The organism is Pandoraea sp. B-6 (assembly GCF_000282835.1).
GTDB classification, from domain to species: domain Bacteria; phylum Pseudomonadota; class Gammaproteobacteria; order Burkholderiales; family Burkholderiaceae; genus Pandoraea; species Pandoraea cepalis.
In genome coordinates this window covers 19,672-24,297 of the sequence record NZ_KB290536.1, presented here as the reverse complement: position 1 = coordinate 24,297, position 4,626 = coordinate 19,672, and the positions used below count along the sequence as shown (strand labels likewise).

The 4,626-nt window shown below is 63.8% G+C and carries 3 protein-coding genes and 2 pseudogenes; all 5 read left to right on the top strand.

The window, feature by feature from the left end; translation table 11 throughout:
- The coding region (locus tag A985_RS29340) for a hypothetical protein (RefSeq protein WP_232424634.1) at positions 1 to 366 on the top strand (366 nt) is incomplete at its 5' end.
- 56 nt (positions 367 to 422) lie between these two features.
- Entirely contained in the window at positions 423 to 893 is a 471-nt protein-coding gene (locus A985_RS0115435) for a Cd(II)/Pb(II)-responsive transcriptional regulator (protein ID WP_017234302.1), read from the top strand.
- Positions 894 to 1,264: 371 nt separating this feature from the next.
- A pseudogene (locus tag A985_RS0115430) lies at positions 1,265 to 2,500 on the top strand (FAD-dependent oxidoreductase); the annotation flags it as partial.
- Between the two features lie 316 nt (positions 2,501 to 2,816).
- Positions 2,817 to 4,151, top strand: coding sequence for a bifunctional diguanylate cyclase/phosphodiesterase (locus tag A985_RS27100; protein WP_017234300.1), 1,335 nt, complete (start codon positions 2,817 to 2,819; stop codon positions 4,149 to 4,151).
- Between the two features lie 148 nt (positions 4,152 to 4,299).
- Positions 4,300 to 4,626, top strand: a pseudogene (locus tag A985_RS28625) (hypothetical protein); the annotation flags it as partial.

Here is a 4,626-nt window from a genome sequence, read left to right as displayed (position 1 = left end):
GAGACGCTCTTCCGTCGGGCAATCCATCTGATCGATTCGGAAACGGGCCTGCGGCGCCCCCGTCGCTGGCATCGGTTCGTCCGGCGCAAAACGCGCAGCGTCTGCGCAACACGACGCATCGTCGTGCGCATGCGCGGAACTTGGGGCGCATGGGGCGACATGATCGTGTGCATGTTCGCGGTCGTGGTCGTGCGAGTGGTCGTGCGAGTGGCCGTGCGAGTGGCCGTGTTCGCTATCGTTGGCGTGCGAGGGGTCGTGCCGATGCCCGTGATCGTGACGATGACCGGAGTCATGCGTGGGGTGATCTGTCGCCGTCGAGCCGGCCAGACGGGCCGAATCCGAGGGGTGGGACATGGGAACTCCTGATTGACTGATTCGTGTTACCCTCCATTCAAAACCCTGTAGTCACTACGGAGTCAAGCATGAAAATCGGAGAACTGGCCCGCGCGGCGGGCACCGATGTCGAAACGATCCGCTATTACGAGCGGGCAGGCCTGCTGGCGGCCCCGCCGCGCACGGACGCCGGGTATCGCGCCTACGGCGACAACCATCTTGAAGCGCTGCGTTTCATCCGCCACTGCCGCTCGCTCGACATGCCGCTCGCCGATGCGAAACGACTCGGCGAACTCGCCCACGACACGAACGTGACGTGCGAAGACGCGAACCAGTTGATCGAAGCCCACCTTACTCGCGTGCATGCCCGCATTCACGAGTTGCAGGCGCTCGAACAACAGTTGCTGCACCTTCAGGCGCAATGCCATAGCCGCCACGAAACCAGCGATTGCGGCATCTTGCGTGCCCTCATGCAAGGCGCGCATGGCGAAGCCTGCGCGTGCCACAGCGAAACCGATCCGATCGAAGTCGCCTGCGACCACAATCACTCGCCCATGTGAGCGTCGCGGGCGTCGCTGTCCTGCGGCGCCCCTCTGCCGACGCCTGCGGGTATCGGCATCACCTGTCACGACAAAGTGTGCACGCCTTGACAGCACCTCGCGCGTGCTCGCCACTCGCTCGCCAACCTCGGCTCGGTTCACCCTGAACGTGGCGACGATTATGAAGAATGGCGGAATTTCCCCTGAAAACAAGGGCAAACCGACACGGTTTCTATATACAATGTCCCGCACACGAACACGCAGGTAGGAACCTATTCGTGTGAGCCGCCATCGCGCGGCGTTCAGGATGGCCATCGATATGTCGGCATCCGTTTCAATTTTGCTTATTTGTCGGAGACCTTATGTCCAGCGATGTATCCGCTACGCCCACCCCCGCGACGGAAAGCACCGCCGACATCGTGATCATGGGTGCCGGGGCGGCGGGGATTTCCGTGGCGGCCAGTCTGCGACGCCGCCGTCCGTCGCTCTCGATCACGATCGTGGACCCTGCCGACACGCATTACTACCAGCCGGCCTGGACGCTCGTCGGTGCCGGCGAGTTCGATGCGGCACGCACGGCGCGTCCGATGTCGAGCGTCATTCCCAACGGCGTGACGTGGATTCAGGCGGCTGTAACGGCTTTCGCGCCGGACCACCAGCAAATCCTGCTCTCGGACGGTCGTCGCCTCGGCTATCGCTACCTCGTCGTGGCGCCGGGCCTGCAATTGAACTGGGAGGCCATCGACGGCCTGACCGACACGCTCGGACGTAACGGTGTCACGTCCAACTATCGCTTCGATCTCGCGCCCTACACGTGGTCGCTGGTGCGTGACTTCAAGGGTGGCAATGCGCTGTTCACGCAACCGCCGATGCCGATCAAGTGCGCAGGGGCACCGCAAAAGGCCATGTATCTGTCGGCACACACGTGGCGTCAGAACGGTGTGCACAACAAGACGAAGATTGAATTCCATCTTGTGGCCCCGGCCCTTTTTGGCGTGAAGGATTACATCCCCGCGCTCATGGAATACGTCAAGCGCTACGAGATTTCGCTCAATCATCTCTCGCACCTGCGCGCGGTTGATGGCGAACGTCGCGTGGCCCGCTTCGAGATTTTCGACGCCGACGGTCAATCGCAATTCGTCGACAAGCCCTTCGACTTGCTGCACGTCGTCCCGCCGCAAAGTGCACCGGATGTGTTGCGCGCAAGCCCGTTGGCCGACGCGGCCGGCTGGTGCGAAGTCGATCCGGCCACACTGCGCCACGCGCGCTTTGCCAATATTTTCGGCGCGGGCGATGCCATCTCCGCACCCAACGCGAAGACAGCGGCCGCCGCACGCAAGCAGGCGGTTGTCGTTGCCGAGAACCTGCTCGCCGCCATGGACGGCCGCCCGCAGCCCATGCACTACGACGGCTATGGCGCTTGTCCGCTCACGGTCGAACACGGCAAGATCGTGCTCGCGGAATTTGGCTATGGCGGCAAGCTCATGCCCACGTTCCCCCTCGACGGCACGAAAGCGAACCGTATCGCGTGGATGCTGAAAAAGTACGTGCTGCCAAAGATTTATTGGGATGTCATGCTTCGCGGTCGCGAGTGGCTGGCGCAACCCAGTCGTCCCGGCCATAGGTAAAACCCGAACTCAATTTTCAAAGACGGGTGCCGTTAATGGACATAGGACCCGGTTTCCCGACCGGGCACGAGCTTCTTGTCGGGCCACGCCTAGTGCGCGGTCTGCCCGAGCGCGAGGAACGCGGTGCCATGGCCGGCAAGCCTTATCCGCCTCCTCGCACGACGGCCGACACATTTTCGCGTCTTATGCAGAACATGATTCAAGGGCTTTCTGGCGGCACGACCTGTTCGACGCGTGAGCTTCCTCTGCCGGGTGGCACTGCCTGCGGCGATGACAAACGTTCAACCTTACGGGCGACGTCTGCCTGCTTGCCGAGATGAACGATACCAACGCGTTGCGACGGCAAGTCGTGCTCGCCGACCTACTGCTGGATCGCCAGCGGCTCCTGCGCGCCCTTAGCCTGGAGTTGCGCACACCAAACCCGCCGGGCTGCCATTGTGCGCTGGTCGTGCTGCACGTGGGCCGCGGTCAGCGCATGGCGACCCGCCAACCGGCCATTTCGGACGCCGATCTGCTCGCCACTGTTGCGTTTCGCGTCGGTTCGCGCATTCGTCGCCGCGACATCATCGGTCGCGTGTCCGATCAGCAGATCGCCATCTTGCTGCGCGATCTCGGCAGCCGCGACGCGGCGATACAGATCACCCGCCGCTTCATTCGCGCCGGCGAATCGCCGGTGCCCTGCGGTGACGGCCTGCTCTACCCGATCATCTCGGCGGGGATCACCCATCTGCCACAGGTGCCGGTGTGGCCCGCCACACTGCTTGAGCACCCGTCGGATGTCGCCGACCAGGCGATTCGCGAGAGCGCCTCGCGGTTTCTCGTGACCGAAGCCCCGGCGACGCCCACAGACAGTGTCAATCCGCCGGACGAAGCCGGCAACGAACATCACTGGCGCAACGCCATCGAACGCGCGCTGTCGGGGTCGGAATTCCGGCTGCACTACCAGCCACAGATCGACATGCGCACGCACCGGCTGACCGGACTCGAGGCGCTCATCCGCTGGCAGCGCGACGACGAACTGATCATGCCGGGCGAATTTATCCCGGCTGCCGAGCGTTGCGACGTGATCGGCCCGATCGGCGACTGGACACTGCACGAAGCCTGCCGTCAGCTCGATCAATGGCATACGAACGGTCACGAGTATCCGCGTGTGGCGGTGAACCTGTCAGCGCAACAAATGCGCGTGCACACCCTGGACACGATCCGCTACGCCCTCAAGCACCATCGAGTCCCGCCGGACAAGCTCGAAATCGAGATCACCGAGTCGTCGCTGATCTCGCACCTCGACGAGGCTGCAACGCTGATGAACGAACTCGTGGCGATGGGCGTGCGCCTCTCGCTTGATGACTTCGGCACCGGCTATTCAAGCTTTGTGCGGCTCAAGCGCTGGCCGTTCGGCACCGTCAAGATCGACTACCAGTTCGTGGCCGGCGTGCTGCTTGGCGGCTACGACACCGAGTTGATTCGCGCCATCATCGCCATTGCCCGCAAGCTCGAAATCGAGACGGTGGCGGAAGGCGTCGAAACCATTGCCCAGCGCGATGCGCTCGCGTCGATGGGTTGCCACGCATGGCAGGGGTATCATTGCACGCGCCCCCTACCGCCAGGACACATCGAGACGTTCATCCGCGACTGGCACGGGCGGCTGTAAGCGCGCCCGCCGCCTTCAACCGGCCCACCCGGGTCGGTGCGCGGTGCAATCGTCGCCGTCCACCGAAAGCCCGCCCCGGCTACGCCCGGGGCGAGTCGACCCAGACATCGGGCTCACGGGCCCGGGGTCGCCAACCCAGACAGGTCCGATGCCCAAGACGAATCCCGATGCATTCGCCCCATCACCGTTTCGCACCATTTCACTCGTTGCCGCCACCCTCTGCCTGACCCTGAGCACCGCGGCACGTGCCGACCTATCGCTCTTGCAACCCCCGCGCGCCCTCTCGGGCGGTGCGCCGTTGCAACTGACGTTGCTGGCCACGCACGACGGCCCGGGGCACAAGACGCTTGCGTTGCCGAACAAGATCGTCGTGCGTATCTCGAACGACGATTTTAAACCCACGCTGATCTCCCTCAAGCGCGCGGCACTGGTGCCCGCGCACGTGACCCTCTCGAGCGGCCAGTTCCGGCGCATC

Coding starts and splice junctions, on each gene's coding strand:
- A985_RS0115435 (WP_017234302.1), top strand. CDS start 423: ATGAAAATCGGAGAACTGGCCCGCGCGGCGGGCACCGATGTCGAAACG.
- A985_RS27100 (WP_017234300.1), top strand. CDS start 2,817: ATGAACGATACCAACGCGTTGCGACGGCAAGTCGTGCTCGCCGACCTA.